At 70.0% G+C, this 19,655-nt stretch carries 21 protein-coding genes; 8 read left to right on the top strand and 13 right to left on the bottom strand.

The window, feature by feature from the left end; genetic code table 11:
• The first annotated feature begins 4 nt into the window (after window positions 1-4).
• A complete protein-coding gene (gene ppdK, locus ACOFKX_RS04325; RefSeq protein ID WP_419825851.1) occupies window positions 5-2,698 on the top strand; it encodes a pyruvate, phosphate dikinase in 2,694 nt (897 codons plus the stop codon).
• 5 nt (window positions 2,699-2,703) lie between these two features.
• Window positions 2,704-2,865 carry a hypothetical protein gene (locus tag ACOFKX_RS04320; protein ID WP_419825850.1) on the top strand — a complete coding sequence of 54 codons (162 nt, stop codon included), beginning with the start codon at window positions 2,704-2,706 and terminating at the stop codon, window positions 2,863-2,865.
• 28 nt (window positions 2,866-2,893) lie between these two features.
• On the opposite strand, the gene ACOFKX_RS04315 is transcribed toward ACOFKX_RS04320, so the two are convergent.
• The 9 genes from ACOFKX_RS04315 to ACOFKX_RS04275 all read right to left on the bottom strand — a co-directional run bounded on the left by ACOFKX_RS04315 (window position 2,894) and on the right by ACOFKX_RS04275 (window position 10,961).
• Window positions 2,894-3,316 (bottom strand): GFA family protein, encoded by a 423-nt coding sequence (locus ACOFKX_RS04315; RefSeq protein WP_419827341.1) that lies wholly within the window; start codon window positions 3,314-3,316, stop codon window positions 2,894-2,896.
• Between the two features lie 5 nt (window positions 3,317-3,321).
• Window positions 3,322-3,795 (bottom strand): hypothetical protein, encoded by a 474-nt coding sequence (locus tag ACOFKX_RS04310; RefSeq protein ID WP_419825849.1) that lies wholly within the window; start codon window positions 3,793-3,795, stop codon window positions 3,322-3,324.
• A gap of 68 nt (window positions 3,796-3,863) precedes the next feature.
• A complete protein-coding gene (locus ACOFKX_RS04305; RefSeq protein WP_419825848.1) occupies window positions 3,864-4,853 on the bottom strand; it encodes a type II secretion system F family protein in 990 nt (329 codons plus the stop codon).
• Window positions 4,854-4,865: 12 nt separating this feature from the next.
• Window positions 4,866-5,834: a type II secretion system F family protein gene (locus tag ACOFKX_RS04300; RefSeq protein WP_419825847.1), complete on the bottom strand. Its 969-nt coding sequence runs from the start codon at window positions 5,832-5,834 to the stop codon at window positions 4,866-4,868.
• A 12-nt stretch (window positions 5,835-5,846) separates the two neighbouring features.
• Window positions 5,847-7,133, bottom strand: a complete 1,287-nt coding sequence (locus ACOFKX_RS04295; RefSeq protein WP_419825846.1) for a cellulose synthase operon protein YhjQ/BcsQ — start codon at window positions 7,131-7,133, stop codon at window positions 5,847-5,849.
• Window positions 7,133-7,786: a CpaD family pilus assembly lipoprotein gene (locus tag ACOFKX_RS04290; protein ID WP_419825845.1), complete on the bottom strand. Its 654-nt coding sequence runs from the start codon at window positions 7,784-7,786 to the stop codon at window positions 7,133-7,135. Before ACOFKX_RS04290 ends, ACOFKX_RS04295 begins: the two co-directional genes overlap by 1 nt.
• Before the next feature lie 23 nt (window positions 7,787-7,809).
• Complete coding sequence (locus ACOFKX_RS04285; RefSeq protein ID WP_419825844.1) at window positions 7,810-9,414, bottom strand: type II and III secretion system protein family protein; 1,605 nt, start codon at window positions 9,412-9,414, stop codon at window positions 7,810-7,812.
• Between the two features lie 4 nt (window positions 9,415-9,418).
• Window positions 9,419-10,447, bottom strand: a complete 1,029-nt coding sequence (gene cpaB, locus ACOFKX_RS04280) for a Flp pilus assembly protein CpaB (protein ID WP_419825843.1) — start codon at window positions 10,445-10,447, stop codon at window positions 9,419-9,421.
• Between the two features lie 43 nt (window positions 10,448-10,490).
• Window positions 10,491-10,961 (bottom strand): A24 family peptidase, encoded by a 471-nt coding sequence (locus ACOFKX_RS04275; protein WP_419825842.1) that lies wholly within the window; start codon window positions 10,959-10,961, stop codon window positions 10,491-10,493.
• A 68-nt stretch (window positions 10,962-11,029) separates the two neighbouring features.
• Between ACOFKX_RS04275 and ACOFKX_RS04270 the strand changes: the two genes are divergently transcribed.
• A complete protein-coding gene (locus tag ACOFKX_RS04270; RefSeq protein ID WP_419825841.1) occupies window positions 11,030-12,148 on the top strand; it encodes an NAD(P)/FAD-dependent oxidoreductase in 1,119 nt (372 codons plus the stop codon).
• A 21-nt stretch (window positions 12,149-12,169) separates the two neighbouring features.
• Here ACOFKX_RS04270 and ACOFKX_RS04265 read toward each other — a convergent pair whose 3' ends face one another.
• From ACOFKX_RS04265 to gntA, 3 genes are read right to left on the bottom strand one after another with little or no spacing between them, the layout of a single operon-like run.
• Complete coding sequence (locus ACOFKX_RS04265) at window positions 12,170-12,664, bottom strand: nucleoside deaminase (protein WP_419825840.1); 495 nt, start codon at window positions 12,662-12,664, stop codon at window positions 12,170-12,172.
• Window positions 12,661-13,254, bottom strand: a complete 594-nt coding sequence (locus ACOFKX_RS04260; RefSeq protein WP_419825839.1) for a DUF1989 domain-containing protein — start codon at window positions 13,252-13,254, stop codon at window positions 12,661-12,663. Before ACOFKX_RS04260 ends, ACOFKX_RS04265 begins: the two co-directional genes overlap by 4 nt.
• Window positions 13,251-13,967 carry a guanitoxin biosynthesis heme-dependent pre-guanitoxin N-hydroxylase GntA gene (gene gntA / locus ACOFKX_RS04255; protein ID WP_419825838.1) on the bottom strand — a complete coding sequence of 239 codons (717 nt, stop codon included), beginning with the start codon at window positions 13,965-13,967 and terminating at the stop codon, window positions 13,251-13,253. Before gntA ends, ACOFKX_RS04260 begins: the two co-directional genes overlap by 4 nt.
• A 147-nt stretch (window positions 13,968-14,114) precedes the next feature.
• Between gntA and ACOFKX_RS04250 the strand changes: the two genes are divergently transcribed.
• On the top strand, window positions 14,115-15,380 hold the full coding sequence (locus tag ACOFKX_RS04250; protein ID WP_419825837.1) for a class I SAM-dependent methyltransferase: 1,266 nt from the start codon (window positions 14,115-14,117) through the stop codon (window positions 15,378-15,380).
• 27 nt (window positions 15,381-15,407) lie between these two features.
• Here ACOFKX_RS04250 and ACOFKX_RS04245 read toward each other — a convergent pair whose 3' ends face one another.
• Complete coding sequence (locus ACOFKX_RS04245) at window positions 15,408-16,142, bottom strand: fatty acid desaturase CarF family protein (RefSeq protein ID WP_419825836.1); 735 nt, start codon at window positions 16,140-16,142, stop codon at window positions 15,408-15,410.
• Window positions 16,143-16,271: 129 nt separating this feature from the next.
• Here ACOFKX_RS04245 and rfbA point away from each other — a divergent pair, with 129 nt between their 5' ends.
• The 4 genes from rfbA to rfbB are packed head-to-tail and all read left to right on the top strand — an operon-like array spanning window position 16,272 to window position 19,618.
• Entirely contained in the window at window positions 16,272-17,156 is an 885-nt protein-coding gene (gene rfbA, locus ACOFKX_RS04240; protein ID WP_419825835.1) for a glucose-1-phosphate thymidylyltransferase RfbA, read from the top strand.
• Window positions 17,153-17,701 carry a dTDP-4-dehydrorhamnose 3,5-epimerase gene (gene rfbC / locus ACOFKX_RS04235; protein WP_419825834.1) on the top strand — a complete coding sequence of 183 codons (549 nt, stop codon included), beginning with the start codon at window positions 17,153-17,155 and terminating at the stop codon, window positions 17,699-17,701. Before rfbA ends, rfbC begins: the two co-directional genes overlap by 4 nt.
• Window positions 17,698-18,555, top strand: coding sequence for a dTDP-4-dehydrorhamnose reductase (rfbD, locus tag ACOFKX_RS04230; RefSeq protein WP_419825833.1), 858 nt, complete (start codon window positions 17,698-17,700; stop codon window positions 18,553-18,555). The genes rfbC and rfbD overlap by 4 nt, the downstream gene beginning before the upstream one ends.
• A complete protein-coding gene (rfbB, locus tag ACOFKX_RS04225; protein ID WP_419825832.1) occupies window positions 18,548-19,618 on the top strand; it encodes a dTDP-glucose 4,6-dehydratase in 1,071 nt (356 codons plus the stop codon). Before rfbD ends, rfbB begins: the two co-directional genes overlap by 8 nt.
• Window positions 19,619-19,655: the final 37 nt, after the last annotated feature.

Raw genomic sequence — 19,655 nt, 5'->3', positions numbered from 1 at the left:
ACCGATGGCCACCGCCGCGCACGCGCCGAGCACCGCCGATCGCAACGTCCACCGCTTCGGCGGCGGCGTGTCCGAAGGCGGGGCGGGCGATCGGGAGCTGCTCGGTGGCAAGGGCGCGAACCTCGCCGAGATGGCTTCGATCGGCCTGCCGGTGCCGCCGGGCTTCACCGTCGATACGCGAATGTGCGCGCGCTACTATGACGAGGGCGAGCGCTTCCCCGACAGCCTGCGCGCCGAGGTTGCCGACGGCATCGCGCACATCGAGGGCGTGACCGGCAAGCGCTTCGGCGACGCAACCGATCCGCTGCTCGTCTCGGTCCGCTCCGGCGCGCGCGTGTCGATGCCGGGGATGATGGACACCGTCCTCAACCTCGGGCTCAACGACGCGACGGTCGAGGGACTGGCAACGGGATCGGGCGACGCGCGCTTCGCGTGGGACAGCTATCGCCGCTTCATCCAGATGTACTCCGACGTGGTGCTCGGCCTCGATCACGGCGCCTTCGAGGAGGCGCTGGAGATCGCCAAGGAGGATCGCGGCTTCACGCTCGACACCGAACTCTCCGCCGACGATTGGCGCGCCCTCGTCGGCGAGTACAAGGCGTTGGTGCGCCGCCAGTGGGGCAAGGATTTCCCGCAGGACGTGCACGAGCAGCTATGGGGCGCGATGGCGGCGGTGTTCAGCTCCTGGCAGTCCGAGCGCGCCAAGGTCTATCGCCGGCTGAACGACATCCCCGGCGGCTGGGGTACCGCCGTCAACGTGCAGGCGATGGTGTTCGGCAACATGGGCGACAGCTCGGCGACGGGCGTGGCCTTCACGCGCGATCCCGCCACCGGCACCCGCGCTTATTATGGCGAGTTCCTCATCAACGCGCAGGGCGAGGACGTCGTCGCCGGCATCCGCACGCCGCAATATCTGACGCGCGCCGCGCGCGAGGAAGCGGGCGCCAGGGCCGCCTCGATGGAGGAGGCGATGCCCACGACGTTCACCGAGTTGGCGCGCGTGTTCGACACGCTCGAGACGCACTATCGCGATATGCAGGACATCGAGTTCACGGTGGAGCGTGGCGTCCTGTGGATGCTCCAGACGCGATCGGGCAAGCGCACCGCCAAGGCCGCGCTCAAGATCGCGGTGGAGATGGCGGAGGAAGGGCTCATCACCCGCAACGAGGCGGTGCTGCGCGTCGACGCGCAGGCGCTCGACCAGCTCCTCCACCCGACGCTCGATCCGGAGGCCTCGCGCGACGTGATCGCCAAGGGCCTGCCTGCGTCGCCGGGCGCGGCGTCCGGCACGATCGCCTTCGATGCCGAGTCCGCGGAGAAGCGCGCGGGCGCGGGCGAGGCGGTGATCCTGGTGCGTACCGAGACCAGTCCCGAGGACATCCACGGTATGCACGCCGCGCGCGGCATCCTGACGGCGCGCGGCGGCATGACCAGCCACGCCGCCGTGGTGGCGCGCGGCATGGGGCGGCCGTGCGTCTCCGGCGCCGGCAGCCTCGCGATCGACGCCAAGGCCAGGCGGCTGCGCGTCGGCGGGCGCGAGTTCGGCGAGGGCGACACGCTCACCATCGACGGCGCCACCGGCGAGGTGATGGCGGGCGAGGTCGCGACCGTGCAGCCCGAGCTTGCCGGCGACTTCGGCACGCTGATGGAGTGGGCGGACGCGGGGCGCCGCCTCAAGGTCCGCGCCAACGCGGAGACCCCGCTCGACTGCCGCACCGCGCGCGAGTTCGGCGCGGAGGGCGTCGGGCTGTGCCGCACCGAACATATGTTCTTCGAGAGCGGCCGGATCACCGCCGTCCGCCAGATGATCCTCGCGGAGGACGAGGCGGGCCGCCGCGCCGCGCTCGACCGGCTGCTGCCCGAGCAGCGCGCCGACTTCGCCGAGATCTTCGCGATCATGGCAGGGCTGCCCGTCACCATCCGCCTGCTCGACCCGCCGCTCCACGAGTTCCTGCCGCACGAGGAGGCCGAGTTCGCCGAGGTGGCGGTGGCCTCGGGCGTGTCGGTGGAGACGCTGCGGCGTCGCGCGGGCGAGCTTCACGAGTTCAACCCGATGCTCGGCCATCGCGGCTGCCGGCTGGGCGTCACCTACCCCGAGATCTACGAGATGCAGGCGCGCGCGCTGTTCGAGGCGGCGTGCGACGTCGCCGCGAGCAGCGGGGCGGCGCCGATCCCCGAGGTGATGGTGCCGCTGGTCGCCACCGCCCGCGAACTGGAGTTGATGAAGGCGGTGATCGACGAGGCGGCCCGCGCCGTGTTCGCCGAGAAGGGCCGCACGCTCGACTATCTCGTCGGCACCATGATCGAGCTGCCGCGCGCCGCGCTCAAGGCCGGCGAGATCGCGGAGGGTGCCGAGTTCTTCTCCTTCGGCACCAACGACCTGACGCAGACGACGCTGGGCGTCAGCCGCGACGATGCCGCCCGTTTCCTCGGCGCGTATGTCGAGAAGGGCATCTACGCGCGCGATCCGTTCGTCAGCCTCGACGTGGAGGGCGTGGGCGAGCTCATCGAGATCGCGGCGGAACGCGGGCGCGCGACGAGGCCATCCATCAAGCTCGGCATCTGCGGCGAGCATGGCGGCGATCCCGCGTCCATCGCCTTCTGCGAGAAGACCGGCCTCGATTACGTCTCCGCCTCGCCTTATCGCGTGCCGATCGCGCGGTTGGCGGCGGCGCAGGCGGCGTTGCGCGCGCGATGAGGTTGGTGGCGGCCGTGCTGGTCACGATGCTGGCGGGTTGCGCCGCTGGTCGGGGCGATCAGGCGGAGCCTCCGGTCGGTCATGCCGCCCGCGCCCGCCACGGCGCCGAGCCGCTGGCGCGACCGCCCGAGGACGCCGGCGGCGCGGAGGATCCGAAGACGTCCTGAAGAAGCGGCCGCGGTTCGGCTTGGTCGATCAATCGAGGCCCGCGCCGGCGCCGAGGATGCGAGCCTCGCGGACATAGCCGAACGCGCCTTCGCCCGACCAGGCGCGCCCGTCGGGGTAGCGCAGTTCCAGTCCGGCGAGATCGTCCTCGTCGGCGAGCCGCATGTTGACGCCCGCCACCCCGTTGCCGAACTTTGCGGCAGCGGCGGCCGTCAGCACGAAGTGTGTCGTCGAACCGCACCGCGCGCAGAAGCGGATCTCGGCGGCGGGATCGGCCTTGTCGCTCCGGCTATAGCGGTTCGTCGGTCCTGCGACGGTGACGTCGCAAGGATGAAGGTAACTCCACCGCGCCCCCGACTTGGCGCACAGCGAACAGTTGCAGGCGTGGATGTAATCCGGCCGCGTCGCGAGTTCGAGGCGGACCTGGCCGCAGTGGCAGGAGAGCCTCAGCATGAGGGTCAAGGGTAACGCGTGCGGTGCGCGTCCACGCCCTCGTTCCTCAGCGTCGCAGCCTGCTCGCGCCAATGTTCGCGCGCGATCGTGCCGGAGCCGACGCCGAGGCGGCTTTCCAGCGCCGCGGCGTCGGCGTCGGTCAGCCGCTCGAGATCGCTGTAGCCGTGAACGCCCTCCTCGTTCAGCCGCTGCTCGCGGTCGCGACCGACGCCGCGGATCAGCGCCAGGTCGTCGCGGCGGCCGCGCGCGGCGGCGCCGATCGAGGCGGCGGTGCCGCGCGTGACCGGGCGATCACGCTCCAGTTCGACGATACGTGCGTTGGCGGTGGCGAGCCGCTCCTCGGCGGCCACGCGCGCGGCTTCCTCGGCACGCGCCTGGCGACGCCACTTGCCCGCGCCGCCTCGTGACAGCAGGCCGAGGAGCCAGCCGAGCACGAAGACGAGCGCCACGATCGCCCATTGGTTGCCGTCGAAGCCCATCGGTTCCTCCTGTTCTCCGCGAAGAAACGGAGGGCGCGGCTTCGGTGTTCCTTGACTGGAATCCGCGCCTAGAGGCTGGTCTTCATCGCGTCCGAGATCGAGCAGGCCGCCGGCCCCAGGATCACGACGAACAGCACCGGCAGGATGAAGCAGATCAGCGGCACCGTCATGATCGCCGGCAGCCGCGCCGCCTTCTCCTCGGCGCGCATCATGCGCTCGTTGCGGAACTCCGCCGAGAGCACGCGCAGTGCGGAGGCGAGCGGGGTGCCATACTTCTCGGTCTGGATCATGGTGGTGACGACGCCGCGGACGTGATCGAGATTTATGCGGCTCGCGAGGTTCTCGAAGGCTTGCCGGCGCTCGGTGAGGAAGCCGAGCTCGATCGCGGTCAGCATGAACTCCTCGCCCAGCTCGGGATAGGCCTTGCCGAGCTCGCGGGAGACGCGGTTGAACGCGGCGTCCACCGTCAATCCCGCCTCCGCGCAGATGACGAGCAGGTCGAGCGCGTCGGGCAGGCCCTTGCGGATGGCATGCGAGCGCTTGGTGACCTTGTTCTTCAGCCAGATATCGGGCGCCTTGTAGCTGCCGATCAGCGAGCCCGCGACGATCAGGTAGCGCTTGAGCGGGCTGTAGTCCGCGAACCAGCCGAGCAGGTAGACGCCCACCACCATCGTGCCGCCCAGGAAGATCGGCATCGTCAGGCGCGCGAAGATCACCGCGACGGCGGCGTCCTTGGACCGGATGCCCGCCTGCGCCAGCTTCAACTGCGCGGCCTTGAGCTGCTCGTCCTGGAGGATGCGCAGCGACGAGAGCGCGGTACGCATCCGATCCGTCGCCTTCTTGCGCGGGGCGATCGACTGGCGGCGCTTGGAAGTGGAGGCGGTGATGCCGAGCTTGAGCTGCTCGCGCCGCTCGTTGAGCGCCTTCACACGCTTCACCATCGGATCGCGCACGCTCGTGGCGGCGTAGATCGCTACCACCACGGCGAGCATCGCCATCCCTGCGAACATCGTCGCGAGCGCGGTGACGGGTATTCCCAGGATCGTCGCAGGTTGCATGCTCACTCCCGCTCAGATCTCGAAGCTGACCATCTTGGCCATGATGAAGGCGCCGATCGCCATCCAGACGAGCGCCAGGCTGCCGGCGATCATCAGCCGCGTCTGCACGAAGAACTGGCCGATGTAGGAATAGTTGACGAACCACACCGCGCCGAACACGAAGAAGGGCAGCGAGCCGACGATGTAGGCAGACGCCTTCGATTCCGACGACATGGCGCGGATCTTGAGCTTCATCTGCGCGCGCTTGCGCAGCACCTCGGCCAGGTTCGACAGCGTCTCGGCGAGGTTGCCGCCCGTCTCGCGCTGGATCGCGAGCGTGATCGTGAAGAACTGGAACTCGGGCGTGCCGAGCCGGTCCGCCGTCTCCTGGAGGGCCGCCTCCATCGTGCGGCCGATCTTGATGCGGTCGGCGATCAGCCGGAACTCGACGCCCACCGGCCCCGGCACTTCGGCGCCGACGATGTTGAGCGTCTCGCTGATCGGCAGGCCCGATCGCAGGCCGCGTACGAGCAGCTCGATCGCGTCGGGGAACTTGGCGGTGAACTTGTTGACGCGGCGCTTGATGAGGATGCCGATCGCCTTGTGCGGCAGCCCGAAGCCGACCGCCAGCCCAACGAACAGCGCGAGCAGCACCGGCGCGCCCTTGAACAGCAGCACGCCGGCCAGCACCGACGCGAGCAGCGCGGAGGCGCCCATGAATTGGCCGAGCGACCATTCCTTGCCGGTCTGCGCCAGCCGCTGGCGCAGCTTGTCGGGGTTGGGCAGCAGCCGGTAGACATAGGCGTCGAGGCGCGTCTCGCCTTTGCCCTGAATGCGGCGGAGCTGCGCCTGCGCGGTGATCGTCCCCCCCGAGCCATGCCGCACGCGGATGCTCTCCACGCGCCGCGACTTGGCCTTGCCCGTCGACGGGCTCGACACCGCGACCGCGATCATCAGGAAGGCCAGCGCCGCGCTGAACGGCATCAGCATCATGAGCCACATGCGCGTCGGCTCCTACTTCGCTTTCGGCTTGGGCTTGCGCGCGGGCAGCTTGGACCTGAGCTCGCCGAACAGGTCGATGAGCGACTTGGCCGAAGCCTTCTCCTTCGATGCCCCGCCGGCGCCGTCCGCGATGACGGTGCAGCGCCGCGCCAGATCGATCAGCGGCGAGGTCGTCTTGCCCGCCTTGCCGACCTCGGCGACGGGCTTGCCGAGCTTGGCGGCCTGCGCGACGAGCTTGGGATCATAGGGCATGCACAGGTCGATCTTGCGCTCGATCGATTCCTCGAACTCCTTGCGGCTGATCTCGGCGGCGCTGCCCGCCACCCGGTTGGCGAGGAGCAGGACTGCGACGCCGGGTACGTTCGCCTTGAACCAGGACAGCATCCGGATCGTGTCGCGCGCGCCCGCCAGCGTCATCTCGACGACCAGCACGACCGCCTGCGCGTCGTGGAGCAGGTGGGGGTGCTGGATGAGCATGTGGCGCGGCAGGTCGAGCACGGTCATCTCGAACGCGCCGCGCAGTTCCTCCTGAAGCTGGAAGAAGGCCGAGCCGTCGGTGACGAGCGGGTGGTTGAGCGGCGCCTCCGCCGAGAGCAGCGACAATTTAGGCGTGGCCTTCACCATCGCGCGCTCGATGAACAGCCCGTCGATGCGGCCGGGATTGTCGATCGCGTCGGTCAGGCCGCGGCCCGGCTCGACGTCGAAGGCGAGCGCCGCCGAGCCGAAATGGACGTCGAGGTCGAGCAGCGCTGTGGAGCGACCCTCCGCCTCGCCGAGCAGCCAGCCCAGCGACGAAGCGATCGTCGAGCAGCCGACGCCGCCTCGCACGCCGATCACCGCGATCATCGCGTGCGCGCGCTCGGACGGGACTTCCACGCCGACGCGCGGACCGGCGAGGGTCAACTGCGCGTGCGCGATCGCCTCGCGCACCTGGTCGGCGTTGAACGGCTTCAGCAGATAATCCTGGATGCCGCTGGAGACGAGATCGCGGTAGAGGCGGACGTCGTTCACCTGGCCGGCGGCGATGACGATGGTGCCGGGCTCGCACACCTCGGCGAGCGCGTTGATGTCGTTCAGCGGATCGCCCGATTCGGACATGTCGACGAACAGGATCGACGGGCTGGCCGATACGGCGAGCGTCTGCACCGCGTTGCGCAGGCCGCCGCGCGTGACCTTCTCGGGCTGCCATCCCATCTCGGACGCGATCGGACGCAGCGCCTCCGCCGTCGCCTCGTCGCAGACGAACGCCGCGAACGGCTCGCGCGCCGCCGTGCCGCGCGGATGAAAGGGCGCGTTCATCAATTGTCCCCCTTGGACTTGACTGCCGTCAGTCCGGCCTTGCCGGTGGTGGGGGCGTCGCGCCACGTGGCGACCGCCTTGACGCTGAGCCGCGCGTCGCTGGCGCCGTGCGCCTCGGCGCCCCGGACGAGATCCTGCGGGTCGGCGATCATCGCGGCGAGGTTCTGCGCGGCGGCGCAGCCATAGTTCGACTGCGACGCGCCATCGAACTCCGCGAGGTTGCCGCGCGACCAATCGGGGCAGCCCTCGACGCGGGCCACGGCACGGCTGACGACGATGCGCGCGCTGCCGGGCGCGGGCGCCCCAACGGAGGGCGGCGCGGCGTCGGCCGAGACGAGCATGCCGTAGCGCGACAGCACCCCCCCGATGCCATCGGGCGTGCCGCGCGCGCCGACGCCGGCGCGCGCGACGGTGACGGTATCGCCATAGCCGAGATCGAGCATATCGAACCAAGTGCCGAGCCGGCGATCCTCGCCGACGGCGAGCGCATCGCCGGCGAGCGTCACGTCGAACGAATAGTCGGTGCGGCTGACGATCGGCTGGTGGACCGAGTTTACCGAGCGATTGTAATCGGCGCGATCCTGCGCCTGCGCGACGCCAGCGAGCGCGAGCGCCAGCGTCGCGGCGGCGACGATACGGAAGCGGTGGTTCATGGCGACGATCCTCGCGGGCGGCATCAGTTGAACGAGAAGCCGGGGCCGGGCGCGGCGCCGGCGGCCTTCGACCTGCGATCGGCGGCGGGCAGCGCGGCCCCCGAGGCGGTGGGCGTCGGCGCGTTGATGGGCGTTTCGGCGACAGGCTTGGCACGCTTCGACTTGGGGCTGCCCGCGGCCTGCTGGCCGACCAGGAGCTGGCTCAGATCGGTCGATTGGCGGAAGCCGTCGGTGGGCAGCGCGATGCGGCTGTCGCTGACCGGCTTCACGAGATAGGGCGTGACGACGATCACGAGCTCGGTTTCCGAGCGCTTCCAGCCGTTCGAGCGGAAGAGCTGGCCGATGATCGGAAGGTCGCCCAGGAATGGCGCCTTGCTGACCGAGTTGTTGGTGTTGTTGCTGAGCAGCCCGCCGATCGCGAAGCTCTGCCCCGAGCCGAGCTCGACGGTCGTCTCCGCCCGCCGGGTGGTGAGGCCCGGGATCGAGTAGCCGTTGATCGACACGGTCGACGAGGTGAGCTGGCTGACCTCCGGACGGACGCGCAGCGAGATGCGGCCGTCGCCGAGCACGGTGGGCGTGAACGCCAAACTCACGCCGTACTGCTTGTACTCGATCGTCGTGACGCCCTGATATTGCGGCACCGGGATCGGGATTTCGCCGCCGGCGAGGAAGCTCGCGGTCTCGCCCGACATGGTGGTGAGGGTCGGCTGGGCGAGCGTGGTCGCGTAGCCATCGGTCTCCGCGAGATCGAGGGCGGAAAGGATATCGAGTCCCAGCACGTGGCCGAAGAAGCCGAAGCGCGTCGTTCCCGACGCCGCCTGAGCGAGCGAGTAGATCGTGTCGCCAACCGACGCGCCGTTGGAGTCGATGGTGTTCGAGCCGCGCGTGCCCGGCACAGTGCTGATCGTGCCGCCCAGGCTGGCGCCGCTCTGCGAGGCGCCCAGACCGAAGCCGCCCGAGGTGTCGCGGGTAAGGAAGTTGAAGCCGATCGCCTTCGACATGTCCCGGTTCACCTCGGAGAAGCGGACGCGCAGCATCACCTGGAGCGGCGTCGAGGTCTTGATGCGGGTGACGACGGTAGTGTCCTTGCCGACGAAGGCCTGGACGAGGCGGTTGGCCTCCTCGATGTCGTCGGGGGCCGCCACCGTGCCGGTGAGCACGACGAGGCCGTTCATCGGCGTCGCGACGATCTGCGATCCGGGCATGGTGATCTTCAGCATCTGGCCGAGGCCCGACATGTTGGTGCCGACGCGCACCGTCGCCTGGAACACGACCGCGCCCGATTTGTCTGTGGCGCTGAGCGTCGTCTCGCCGGCTGCCTTGCCGAACACGTACAGGCGGGTTGCGGTGCGCGGCTGGACGTCGGCCACCTTGTCGTCGGCGACGAATACGTCGCTGATCGCGCGCGGCAGGTTGATGAGCTGGCCTTGGCCGGTCGACAGCGTGATCGCCCGTGAAGGCGAGGCGTCGGCGTCGGCGGCGTCGCCGCCCGACAAGCGGCTATGGGCAGGTGCGGCGGCGAGCGGCGTGGCGGGCGTGGCGGCAAGGCCAACCGCCAGCGCGGCGGCGAGCGCGGAGCCGAGCGCCCATCCGGGCATCGCGCGGCGCGGGAAGGGGTGCTTCGTCATCGTCTTATCCCCGGATCGGCATGAGCGAGACCGCGGTGCCGCGCGATACCCGGATCGATGGCCCCGCGGGCACCGCAGGTGCCGGTGCGGCGGCCGGCGCGGCGGCCGGCGGCGCGGCGCCGAGGCCACCCGTCACGGTCTTCTGCGGCGGCATCGTCGAACGCTGGAAGCGCGAGACCTCGCCGCCGGTGGTGACGGTGGTGTTGGTGTCCTGCGGCTTCGACGCGAGATCGAGCAGCATCCTGTTCTCGGCGCCCGGATCGGTGCCGGCGGGCACCTTGAGGTCGCCGGACGCGATCGCGCGCTCCAGCTCCTGCGTGTCGTCGGCGAGCGGGCGCAGCGACAGCGACAGCGTCCCGATCTTCTCGGCCACCGCGATCTTCTCGGCGAGCTTGGGCGTCGCCTCGACGGTGACGAGCGAGAAGCCGCGCACGTCGGTGCGGCCTTGCGGGTTGGGCTCGTTGTCGGTGCGCTGATCGGTGGCGAGCACGCGGACGTTGCGGACGATCGTCTCGGTGGCCTTGAGGCCTTGGCCGCCGTCGGTGCCGCTCACGTCCTGGCTCAACAGCACATCGACGCGGTCGCCCGGGAAGATGAAGCCCGCGACCGAGGTGGCCGCCGACACTGAGACGGTCACGGCGCGCATCCCCGGCGTCAGCGCGGCGGCGAGGAAGCCGCGATCGCCCGGCGCCACCAGCGAGCCCTGCGTGATCGGCTGGCCCGCCGTGATCGCGTTCCTGACGACCGTGCCCTGGAGCTTTGCGACCTCGACGTTGGGCGCGCCGCGCACATAGTAGGCGCCGTCGATCAGATCCTTGGGCCAAGGCTGGAAGCGGATGCTGTCCGGCCCGAGGATGGTGCCGACGGGCAGGGGCTTCGTGGCAACCAGCACCTGCGGACCCACCGGCTGCGCGGGCGCCGCCGCCATCACGACGGGCGCGGCGCTGGTGCCGGCCATGTGCTTGGCCATGACGGCGGTGATCGCCGCCGTGAAGAGCGCGCCGACCAGCAGGATCAGCTTCTTTGCATCCATGACGTCGATCGTCCCCGGGCAAGCCTTTGGTCAGGCGGACTCATCACCCGAATTGGTAAAGATATCGTTCGGCGAAGATGGGAACCGTCGCGCAGGCGATCGCGACGCCGTAGGGAATCTCGGGCCTGCCCTCCGCGCGGGCGAGGCGGTGCCAGGCGAGCGTCGCGACGGTCACGATTCCGCCCGCCACCGACATCCACACCAGCATCCGCAGGAAATCGGGCGGGAGCAGCCACAGGCCGAGCGCAGCGATCAGCTTGACGTCGCCGCCGCCCATCGCGCCCGCCGCGAACGCCGCGACGAACAGCGCGAGCGCGATCGCCGCCAGCCCGAGCTGGATCGCGGCACCGGGCCAGGGCGATAGTCCGATCGACCACCACCATAGCGGCGCGGAGAGCGCGATGCCCGCGTTGAGCCAGTTCGGAATGATGCGTGCGCGCAGGTCCGTCCAGATCGCGATGCCGAGCGCGGCGACGAGGCCGATGGCGAGCAGCATGTGGATGACGACCTGCATGGCGCGAGACCCTAGACGCGGGCGCTTGCCAAACCGTAACCGGGAACCATGGCGACGGACGGGACAGCATGAGGCGCGTCGACGTGGCGATCGTCGGCGCCGGCATGGCGGGCGCGAGCCTCGCCGCCGAACTCGCGCGCCACGCCTCGGTGGTGCTGATCGAGGCCGAGGAGCGGCCCGGCTACCACGCCACCGGCCGGTCCGCCGCCTTCTGGTCCGAGACCTATGGTGGGCCGGGCGTGCAGCCGCTCACCACCGCTTCGCGCGATCTGCTCGCGGCGCCGCCGGCGGAGTTCGCCGATGCGGGCTTCCTGCGCATGCGCGGCGCGCTCCACCTCGCCAGCGGTGGAGGCGAGGCGGCGCTGGACGCGCTGGCGAGGGCGTTCGCGGGCAAGGGAGTCGCACTGCGGCCGGTGGAGGGCGGGGAAGTGGCGGCGTTGCTGCCGGGGCTGCGCGGCGCCGGCTGGCGTGGATTGCTCGAGCCCAGCACCGCCGATATCGACGTGGCGGCGCTCCACCACGCCTATCTGCGGATGGCGCGGCGCGGCGGCGTGACGTTGCTCTGCGCCGCCCCGCTGCGGTCTGCCTTGCGCGAGGGGGCGCGCTGGCGGATCGCGGCAGGTGCGGCCGCCATCGAGGCGGACGTGCTGGTGAACGCCGCCGGCGCCTGGGCGGACGCGGTGGCGGCGATGGCGGGGGCCGCGCCGCTCGGCATCCGCGCCTATCGCCGCACCGTGGCGCAGCTCCGTACCGACCCGCCGGCGCCCGCAGACCTGCCGCTGGTGATGGATGCCGCCGGTCGCTTCTACTTCAAGGCCGAGGCGGGCGGGCGAGCGTGGTTGTCGCCGCACGACGAGACACCCAGCGAGCCCTGCGACGCGGCGCCCGACGAGATCGACGTCGCCACCGCCATCGATCGGTTTCGCGGCGTCGTCGACTGGCGCGTGGAAGCGGTGGAACGGCGCTGGGCAGGCCTGAGGAGCTTCGCGCCCGATCGGCTCCCCGTCTACGGCTTCGACGTGGCGATGCCCGGCTTCTTCTGGTTCGCGGGGCAGGGCGGCTTCGGCATCCAGACCGCACCCGCCGCCGCGCGGATCGGCGCCGCACTGCTCTCCGGCACGGCACCCCATGCCAGCGTCGAGGAGATCGATCCGAAGGCCTACGCCCCTTCGCGCCTTCACGCTTAAGCCACGACGAAAGCGCGCCGCTCAGACGTTGCCCTGATCCTCCACCGGCACCTCGTCGTCTGGGCCATAGTAAAGCGCCGCGCATTCGTCGCGCAGGCAGCAGCCCTCGAACATCAGGTCGCCGCGCCAGGCATCGCGGACGAAGTCGAGCGTGTCGATCTGCCGGTCCTCGAAATACATGGGATGCACGTCTCCGCGCCCCGCGCCATAGACGACGCGGCCGACCTTCGCCCAGATCGATGCCATCGTGCACATGCCGCAGGGCTGGAGCGTGGAATAGAGCGTGGCGCCGCGCAACTCCATGTTGCCGAGCTTGGCGCCCGCGGCGCGGATCGCGACCATCTCGGCGTGCGCCGTCGGATCGCAATCCTGCTCGGTCATGTTGATCGAGGCGGCGAGCACGCGGCCGTCTCGCACGATCACCGCGCCGATCGGCGTGTCTGCGGGGTCGCTGCCGCGCTGGGTGGCCGTCTCGATCGCGAGCCGCATCCAGCGCTCGTCGTCGCGCTCGATCACGCGGCGTCGATCCGGTAGTGAATGGGCTTGAAGCTGCCGCCGTTGGAAGCGGGCGCCGAGCAGGCGGTAAGGCCCACGATCAGATCCATGGCGGCGCGGAACACGATCCGGTCGCCGGCCTTGCTGACCGGCGGCAGCACGCTGAGCCGTCCGGTCGCGCCATCCACGGGCACGTTCATGAAGCAGTTGAAGGCGACGGGGATGCGATCCTCGCCAATCCCGTAGGGCACGAGCGCCGCGGCCAGGTTGCCGAAGCAGCCGCGATGCGTCGGCAGATCGGGGTAGAAATGCGCGAACGTCGCGTGGCTGCACGGCGTGAGTAGGAAATCATGCACGCCGACCGTGTCTTCCACGATCTCCAGCATCGCGTTCGAGCGGTTGGAGTAGAGCGCGTGGCCGGTCGTCAGCCGGATCGTCTCGGCATAGTCGAGCGTGCGCCCCGACGATATCGCCTCGTCCACGTCGTCGGCGTTGAAGGCGAGCAGGTCGGCCACCTGCACGCCTCTCGGATCGATCACCGTGAGCCGATCGCCGCACGACAGCCGGAAGGCGGTGCCGCTACGCTCCGGTATCTCGATCGTCTCGCTCACGATCGCCCGTCGTTCTGGCCGCCGCTGTAGTGGAACGGGCAGCGCCAGTCCGCCGGAACGACGCGGCCGCTATATTGCGGCGCCTCGCTCGCCTCGCCGTGGCGCTGGAGCATCGGGTTGCGCGAACCTGCCAGCGCCTCGTCCCGGACCATGATCTTCTCGCGCATCCCTTCATATTTCCGCTGCTCGCGCAACGTCTCGAACTGGTCGTGCAGGTTGAAGACGAGGGCCGGCCGCGAGAAGCGCCGTGCCGGGCGGCTGGCGTTGGGGTGAAGGCCGACGACGAAGAAGGCCTCGCCCCCGAAGCTCAGCGAGAAATGCGGACTGTCCGGATCGGCGCTGACCGAGGCGTCGTAGGACTGGCCGCGCCACACGTCCTTGTCGGAGAGCGACTGCACGCGTTGCCACAGCAGCCGCTCGAACGCCGCCTCGTCGAGCCCGTCCGGTCCCTCAAACACCACGGCGAAGCTCCGGTAGAGCGCGGGATCGCGACGATAGTCGCCAGCGAAGCGCATCAGTTCGTCGTGGATGCGGACGTCGTCCCACGCGCTGTCGAGGCTGCGTGCGGCGAGAACCTCCAGCGTCCCGCGAGCGAGCGCGGCCTTGGCACCCACGCAAGGAAAGACGGCGTCGGCCACGTGGTCGTGAAGGAGCGAGCGGAGCTCGTCCTGGGCGGGATGATCCCAGGCGAAGAGGCGACATACGGCAGGCATAGCCCGGAAGACGCGCTGACTGCCGCGCGCGTTCCTCGCGACCGCGCCGAATGCGGCCTAGATTTACCCAGGTTGGCGCGGTTGTCCCACGCCGGGATATGCGACGGCTCCATTGCCTTCACGTAAGGTCCAGCTATGCTCCGCCGCATGTGGCTCCTGGACCAGATGTTGCGCCGTACCGTCCGCAAGGGCGAGCTGACCGTCATCGATCACGACGGGCGCATCCGTCGCTATGGGGAGGCCGGCGACGGGGGCCGTCGCGTCACCGTGCGGCTAACCGATCGCGGCGCCGCCGCGCACATAGCGCGCTATCCGCGCGTCGGCGCGGGCGAGGCCTATATGGATGGCCGGCTCGTCGTCGAGGAAGGTGACATTCGCGAGCTGGCGCTGCTCGTCTCCGAGAACGCGCCTGAGGAGGATGGCGGCCCGCTCGCCGCGCGCGGGCTGGTGCGGCGCTTGGGCGACCGCGTCTCGGCGAGGCTCGATCAGGTCAACTGGCGCGATCGCTCCAAGCGCAACGCCGAGCATACCTACAATCTCACCCGACGCTTGTACGAGCTGTTCCTTGACGAGGACCGGCAATATACCTGCGCCTATTACCGTGATCCCGCCGACAGCCTGGAGCAGGCGCAGCTCGACAAGAAGGCGCACCTCGCCGCCAAGCTGCACCTGAAGCCGGGCATGCGCGTGCTCGACATCGGCTGCGGCTGGGGCGGGCTGGCGCTCTATCTCCACCGCACCTACGATGTCGACGTGGTCGGCATCGCGCTCGCGCCCGATCAGATCGCCTTCTGCAAGGAACGCGCGGCGGCCGACGGCGTGTCGTCGCGCGTGAAGTTCGAACTGCAGGACTATCGCGACGTGCCCGGTCCGTTCGACCGGATCGTGTCGGTCGGGCTCATCGAGCATCTCGGCACGCCCAGTTATCCTGGCTTCTTCCGCCGCACCCGCGAGCTGCTCGCGCCCGACGGCGTGATGGTGTCGCACTGCTGCGGCCGCATGGGCGCGCCGGGCGCCACCGACAAGTGGACGCGCAAATACATCTTCCCCGGCGGCTACATCCCCGCGCTGTCGGAGCTCGTCGGCGAGGCGGAGCGGCACGGCTGGATCGTCTCGGACGTCGAGGCGCTGCGCTACCACTACGCCTACACGCTGGAGGAATGGTATCACCGCACGAACGCGGCGGAGGAGGAGATCGTCCGCCTCTACGATCGCCGTTTCTTCCGGATGTGGCAATTCTACCTGGCGGGCGCCGAGGCGGCGTTCCGCTATGGCGGCCTCGTCAACTGGCAGCTCCAATACCTGAAGCATCGCGACGCGGTGCCGGTGATCCGGGATTATATGGTCGAGGAAGAGGCCCGCCTGCGCGAGCTGGAGCGGCCGCCCGAGCGCCGTCTCGCCGCTGCCGAATAGCCGTTTCCGCGCCGGCGGTTCGGGCCGCTAGCGCGGGATCAGCCCCTCGTCGCGCAGCCGACCCTTCTGCCGCAGCGTGCGGAAGATGAGGTTGAGCGGCGGGTTGGACCAGCCGTTGATCGTCGAGAAATCCCGCGTCAGCGTGTCGTGGTGCGCGACATGATCCTCCGGCCGCATCAGCAGCCGGGCGCGGCGCATCGCGCGGACCAACCACGGCACGTCCTCGCGGTGCAGCGAACCATGAAAATATTGAGCGAAGGTGGCGCCGAGCACGAAGGCGATCATGCCCGCGATCGCCCAGCCGGGCGTCGCGATCCCCGCCAGCGCCAGCGCGCCGGCCAGCATGTTCGCGCCGAGCGCGAAGGGCAGCGTCGTGAACAGCACCGTCGGCTCGGTGGTGATGCGGAGCGATCGCCGGCCGAGCGCGTCGGGCCGGGGATGATGGTTCTTGAAGTCGTAGACCAGCCGCTCGAACGGGCCGAGCGAGGCGAAGGTCTCGTCGCGCAGCGCGATATACTCCTCCGAGTCGCGCGCGCCTTCGTAGAAGAACATGGCGTTGAGCCCCGGCAGCGGCGGGCATGGCCGATAGTCCATATACATGTGGACGACGCCCGACATGAGGTCCGCCGCATACCAGCCGGCGAGCACCGCCGGCAGCATCCACAGGCTGGGCGAACGGAGCATCAGCGCGATATCGAGCGCGAGCACGGCGGCGAGTAGCGCCGGCGCCGCGCGCAGCAGGATCCTACCGGGGGTGCGCACGACGAGGCCTCTAGTCCGATCGATCCGCGAAGGCAAAGGCATCGCGTTCCGTGGGGGTAAACCACCGAGCTTCGTCCTTGCTCCCACCAGGCTCGCCCCCTATCCCGCGAACGGGAAGGGGGACGAGGTTTGCGCAAGGGCATCATCCTGGCCGGCGGCTCCGGCACGCGCCTTTATCCGCTGACGCGGGCCGTTTCGAAGCAGCTCATGCCCGTCTTCGACAAGCCGATGATCTACTACCCGCTGTCCACGCTGATGCTCGCCGGCATCCGCGAGGTGCTGGTCATCACCACGCCGCACGATCGGCCTGCCTTCCAGGAGCTGCTCGGCGATGGCGCCGCCTGGGGCATGGAGATCCGCTACGCCGTCCAGCCGAAACCCGAGGGATTGGCACAGGCCTATCATATCGGCGCGGACTTCGTGGGCGACGCGCCGTCTGCGCTGGTGCTCGGCGATAACGTGTTCTGGGGTCACGGCTTCACCGACCTGCTGGAGAAGGCGTCCGCACGCGACACCGGCGCGACCGTGTTCGGCTACTACGTCACCGATCCCAGCCAATATGGCGTCATCTCGTTCGACGGAGACGGCCGGGTCGACACGATCGAGGAGAAGCCCGAGCGTCCGCGCAGCCACTATGCGGTGACCGGACTCTACTTCTACGACGGCCGCGCGGTCGAGCTGGCGCGGGGCTTGACGCCCAGCGCCCGAGGCGAGCTCGAGATCACCGATCTCAACCGCCGCTATCTTCAGGAGGGCGCGCTCCACGTCGAGATCATGGGGCGCGGCTACGCCTGGCTCGACACCGGCACCCACGCCTCGCTGATCGACGCCGCGCACTTCGTCCGCACCACCGAGGAGCGGCAGGGCCTCAAGATCTGCTGCCCCGAGGAGATCGCCTGGCGGATGGGCTTTATCGACGACGCGCAGCTGGAGGCGCTGGCCGCACCGCTGCGCAAGAGCGGCTACGGCGACTATCTGCTGCGCGTGCTGGACGATCGCGGGGGGCCGTTTTGAAGCTCCTCGACGCGGGGATTGCGGGCCCGCTGATCGTCGAGCCGCGCGTCTTCGGCGACGATCGCGGCTTCTTCATGGAGAGCTGGAACCGGCAGGCGTTCGCCGAGGCCGGTCTGGACCTCGACTTCGTGCAGGACAATCACAGCCGCTCCGCGAAAGGGGTGCTGCGCGGCCTCCACTTCCAGAACCCCAATCCGCAGGGCAAGCTGGTCCGCGTCACCGCCGGGCGCGCGTGGGACGTCGTGGTCGATCTGCGGCGTTCGTCGTCCGGCTACGGCCGGTGGGCGGGCGTCGAGCTCTCCGCCGCCAATCGGCGCATGTTCTGGGTGCCCCCCGGCTTCGCGCACGGCTTCGTGGCGTTGGAGGATGGCACCGACTTCCTTTATAAATGCACCGCTTTCTACGAGCCCGCGTCGGAGCACAGCCTGCTCTGGAACGATCCCGCGCTCGGCATCGATTGGCCGCTGGGCGGGATCGAGCCGATCGTCTCGGCCAAGGATGCGGCGGGCACGCCCTTCGCCGGGATCGCAGGCTACGCGTCGTGAAAGCGCTGATCGTGGGCGCGAACGGCCAGCTCGGACGCGCGCTCCTCGCCTCGCTGCCCGATGACGTCGAGGCGGCGGCGCACGACATCGACACGCTCGACGTCACCGACGCCCGCGCGGTGGCGCGCGCGGTGGAGGCGGAGCGGCCCGACTGGATCGTCAATGCCGCCGCCTACACCGCGGTTGACCGCGCCGAGGCCGACGAGCCGCGCGCCCGCGCGATCAACGCCACCGCGGTCGGCCACCTCGCCGATGCGGCGCGTGCGGCGGGGTGCAGGCTCGCCCACGTCTCCACCGACTTCGTGTTCGACGGGCTGGCCGGCATGCCTTACGTGCCCGACGCCGCGCCCAACCCGCTCTCCGCTTACGGCCGCACCAAGCTGGCGGGCGAGCGGCTGGCGGGCGGGGACGCGCTGATCGTCAGGACGGCGTGGGTGTACGCGCCTGCGGGCGGCAACTTCGTGCGCACCATGCTGCGGCTGATGCGCGAACGCGACGAGGTGCGCGTCGTCGCCGATCAGATCGGCACGCCCACCTACGCGCCCAACCTGGCGGCGTGCCTGTGGACGCTGATCGGCCAGGAAGCATCGGGCATCCACCACTATACCGACGCGGGGGCGGCGAGCTGGTACGATTTTGCGGTTGCGATCCAGGAGGAGGCCGATGCGAGAGGCTTGCTGGAGACGATGGTCCCCGTCCTGCCGATCGCGACGGCCGACTATCCGACGCCTGCCACGCGCCCGGCCTTCTCGGTGCTGGCTTGCGGTGCGACCTACGCCGCGTTGGGCGGCCCGGCGCCGCACTGGCGCGTGGCGCTACGCACCATGCTCGATCGGGTGCAGGCCGATGGCTAGCATGATCGTAACCGGCGGCGCGGGGTTCATCGGCGCCAACTTCGTCCGCCACTGGCGGCGCGCGGCGCCGGCGGACGAGGTGATCGTGCTCGACGCGCTCACCTACGCGGGCAATCGCGCCAGCCTGGACGGGGTGGACGGCGTCGACCTCGTCGTCGGCGACATCTGCGACACCGGCCTCGTCCGCCGGCTGATTGCCGCGCGCGGCGTGGACACCATCGTCCACTTCGCCGCGGAGAGCCATGTCGATCGCTCGATCACCGGACCCGACGCGTTCGTCACCACCAACGTCGTCGGCACGCACAGCCTCCTGAAGGCGGCCAAGGCCGAGTGGCTGGATACGGGCACCGGCCGCCCGCACCGCTTCCACCACGTCTCCACCGACGAGGTGTACGGCTCGCTCGGCCCCGACGACGCCGCCTTCCGCGAGGACACGCGCTACCAGCCCAACTCGCCCTACTCGGCGTCGAAGGCGGGCTCGGACCATCTCGTGCGCGCCTACCACCATACCTACGGGCTGGAGACGACGACCTCGAACTGCTCGAACAACTACGGGCCATACCAGTTTCCGGAGAAGCTGATCCCGCTGTTCGCGCTGAACGCGCTCTCCGGCCGGCCCCTGCCGATCTACGGCGACGGCATGAACGTGCGCGACTGGCTGCACGTCGGCGATCATTGCGCCGGCATCGAGATGATCCTGCGCGGCGGCCGGGTGGGGGAGACCTACAATGTCGGCGGCGGGCAGGAACTGCCCAACCTGGCGGTGATCGAGGAGATCTGCCGCACGGTAGACGCCGCCTTCGCCGCCGATCCGTCGCTCGCGACGCGCTTTCCCGAGGCGCCCGCCGCGCGAAGCCGCCCGACCGCCGAGCTCAAGACCTTCGTCGAGGATCGCAAGGGCCATGACCGCCGCTACGCGATCGACGAGGCCAAGATCCGGGGCGAGCTCGGCTACGCGCCGGCGCGCGACTTCGCGACGGGCTTCGCCGAGACGCTGGGTTGGTATCTCGCCAACGAGGCGTGGTGGCGCCCGCTGCTCGGACGTGCGGCTGGTGCGCGCTGAGCCGGACGCGCTCGGCATCAGCCTTGGAGGGGATGGT

This window comes from Sphingomonas sp. (assembly GCF_965200105.1).
Lineage (GTDB): Bacteria > Pseudomonadota > Alphaproteobacteria > Sphingomonadales > Sphingomonadaceae > Solisphingomonas.
The sequence above is the reverse complement of the archived record's forward strand: the minus strand, read 5'-3'. Positions and strand labels throughout refer to the sequence as shown.

What these genes read in the sequence shown, in the direction of transcription:
- ACOFKX_RS04315 (WP_419827341.1), bottom strand. Translation starts at nt 3,316, where the DNA reads ATGCTGAGGCTCTCCTGCCACTGCGGCCAGGTCCGCCTCGAACTCGCG.
- ACOFKX_RS04310 (WP_419825849.1), bottom strand. Translation starts at nt 3,795, where the DNA reads ATGGGCTTCGACGGCAACCAATGGGCGATCGTGGCGCTCGTCTTCGTG.
- ppdK (WP_419825851.1), top strand. Translation starts at nt 5, where the DNA reads ATGGCCACCGCCGCGCACGCGCCGAGCACCGCCGATCGCAACGTCCAC.
- gntA (WP_419825838.1), bottom strand. Translation starts at nt 13,967, where the DNA reads ATGCCTGCCGTATGTCGCCTCTTCGCCTGGGATCATCCCGCCCAGGAC.
- rfbB (WP_419825832.1), top strand. Translation starts at nt 18,548, where the DNA reads ATGGCTAGCATGATCGTAACCGGCGGCGCGGGGTTCATCGGCGCCAAC.
- ACOFKX_RS04300 (WP_419825847.1), bottom strand. Translation starts at nt 5,834, where the DNA reads ATGTGGCTCATGATGCTGATGCCGTTCAGCGCGGCGCTGGCCTTCCTG.
- cpaB (WP_419825843.1), bottom strand. Translation starts at nt 10,447, where the DNA reads ATGGATGCAAAGAAGCTGATCCTGCTGGTCGGCGCGCTCTTCACGGCG.
- ACOFKX_RS04305 (WP_419825848.1), bottom strand. Translation starts at nt 4,853, where the DNA reads ATGCAACCTGCGACGATCCTGGGAATACCCGTCACCGCGCTCGCGACG.
- ACOFKX_RS04275 (WP_419825842.1), bottom strand. Translation starts at nt 10,961, where the DNA reads ATGCAGGTCGTCATCCACATGCTGCTCGCCATCGGCCTCGTCGCCGCG.
- ACOFKX_RS04270 (WP_419825841.1), top strand. Translation starts at nt 11,030, where the DNA reads ATGAGGCGCGTCGACGTGGCGATCGTCGGCGCCGGCATGGCGGGCGCG.
- ACOFKX_RS04250 (WP_419825837.1), top strand. Translation starts at nt 14,115, where the DNA reads ATGTGGCTCCTGGACCAGATGTTGCGCCGTACCGTCCGCAAGGGCGAG.
- ACOFKX_RS04285 (WP_419825844.1), bottom strand. Translation starts at nt 9,414, where the DNA reads ATGACGAAGCACCCCTTCCCGCGCCGCGCGATGCCCGGATGGGCGCTC.
- ACOFKX_RS04290 (WP_419825845.1), bottom strand. Translation starts at nt 7,786, where the DNA reads ATGAACCACCGCTTCCGTATCGTCGCCGCCGCGACGCTGGCGCTCGCG.
- ACOFKX_RS04295 (WP_419825846.1), bottom strand. Translation starts at nt 7,133, where the DNA reads ATGAACGCGCCCTTTCATCCGCGCGGCACGGCGGCGCGCGAGCCGTTC.